This is a genomic window from Microvirga sp. P4_G7 (genome assembly GCF_056401005.1).
The window spans coordinates 1-2,083 of the sequence record NZ_JBFUKD010000648.1; the positions used below are offsets into that span (position 1 = coordinate 1).

The following is a 2,083-nucleotide window of genomic DNA, read 5'->3' on the forward strand; positions in this document are numbered from 1 at the left end:
GGCGACACCATCTCGCCCTCGCTGCTGTCGGGCTTCGACAAGGGCGCCCACATCATCGACATCCTCAACAACATGGGCGTCGACGTGATGACGCCGGGCAACCACGAGTTCGATCTCGGCGGCGAGAATTTCCGCGCCCGGATGGCGCAGGCCAAGTTCGATATTCTCACGTCCAACATCATGGACGGGAACGACTTCCCCGCGAACACCAAGCGCGAAAAGATCGTCGACGTTCAAGGGATCAAGGTCGGCTTCTTCGGCCTGACGACGGAAGACACGCCGCTCACGTCGAGCCCCGGCGACGGGTTCAAGTTCCAGTCGACGATCGACAACGGCCGCGCCAAAGCGAAGGATCTGCGCGACAAGGGCGCCGACATCGTGGTCGCGGTCGTTCACACACCGTTGGCGGTGGACATGATCCTGACGCGGTCCAGCGGGGCGGACGTCATCATCAGCGGCCACGACGAACACCTGCTCGCCTATTACGACGGCAAGGTGACGCTGACCGAAGCGGAGTCGCAGGCGAACTACGTGGTCGTCACCGAGTTGACGGTCAAGAAAGAACAGAAGGACGGCAAGACCACGGTCACTTGGACGCCCAATTTCCGCATCGTCGACACCGCCACCGTCAAGCCCGATCCCGAGATCGCCGCGATCGTGAAGGGTTACGAGGACAAGCTGTCCAAGGAACTCGACATCGAAATCGGCCTCACGGAAACGCCGCTCGACAGCCGTCGCGCGACGGTTCGCGGCGGCGAAGCGGCCTTCGGCAACCTCGTCGCAGACGCACTCAAGTCCGCGATGAAGGCGGATCTCGCCATCACGAACGGTGGCGGCCTGCGCGCCGACAAGCAATACAATGCCGGCCAGAAGCTGACGCGCCGCGATATCCTCGCCGAGATGCCGTTCGGCAATACGACGATGCTCCTCGAGATCAAGGGCGACAAGATCAAAGAGGCTCTCGAGAACGGCGTCAGCCAAGTGCGTGAACTCGGTGGTCGATTCCCGCAGGTCTCCGGCCTGATCGTGGACATCGACACCAAGGAGCCGGTCGGCAGCCGCGTCAAGTCGGTCAAGATCAACGGCGAGGCGCTCGATCCGAGCAAGACCTACAAGCTCGCCACCAACGACTTCATGGCCCGTGGCGGTGACGGCTACAAGGCGTTTGCCGATGCCAAGCAGATCGTCGATGCATCCGCCAGCCAGCTGATGGCGACGCAGGTCATCGACTACGTGACGAAGGCCGGCAAGGTCGCTCCCAAGGTGGAAGGCCGCGTCGTCCTGCGCTGACGGACGAAACCTCGGTTCCGGCGAACCGGGATGAGATCCAAGACCGAACCCCGCCTTTGATCAGGCGGGGTTTTTCATGCCTTCCGGCGAAGAGGCGTTTTGTGCCGCGGGGCCGCGTGCTTGTACTTCTGGACCAAGCCTCTACTGTGCCGTTTCAATCCCGCAATTGAGACCCGGCTCCCTTGCAACTGACGGCCCCGCAGCGCGCGACGCACCCGACCCTGTCTCAGAAAAAGCGACGACGCTCCCTGACCCGCGGCCGCGCTGCTCTGGTCATGGGCATTTTTGGCGTTCTTTTCCTGTGCGCGACGTTCGGCTTCATCGCCTGGGAACAGCGGGACAGGCTGCTGCAACGCATCGAGGACGACACCAGGAGCACCGCGTTTTTTCTCGCCGATCATGCGGCGCGACTGTTCGAGGTATCCGATCTCGCCTTGCAGAAGACCGAAATCATCATTCGCGACGAGAGCTGGTACACCATCCAGCCATCGCGGGCGATGTGGGAGCAACTGCGCGCGATCAAGGGGACCCTGCCCTATATCGACGATATCTGGCTGAACGACACGGCCGGACAATTGCGGGCGACGACGGCCGAGTTTCCCACGCCGCCGTCCAATGTCGCCGACCGGGACGCGTTCCGGGCGCAGCTCGATCCCAAGGCCGGGCTCTTTGTCGGCGAGCCGATCGTTGGACGCGTGACGCAGCGTCCGACGTTCATGGTCAGCCGACGTCTCGCCTACCCGGACGGCTCGTTCCGCGGCATCATGTCGGTGACCRTCTCGCTGTCGTATTT

Annotated in this window: 2 protein-coding genes; both read left to right on the forward strand. The window is 62.8% G+C overall.

Annotated elements, in window-relative coordinates; translation table 11 throughout:
• A partial coding sequence (locus AC1DT3_RS19065; RefSeq protein ID WP_477466790.1) for a bifunctional metallophosphatase/5'-nucleotidase occupies positions 1-1,290 on the forward strand: 1,290 nt, incomplete at its 5' end.
• 182 nt (positions 1,291-1,472) lie between these two features.
• The coding region (locus AC1DT3_RS19070; RefSeq protein WP_477466791.1) for a PDC sensor domain-containing protein at positions 1,473-2,083 on the forward strand (611 nt) is incomplete at its 3' end.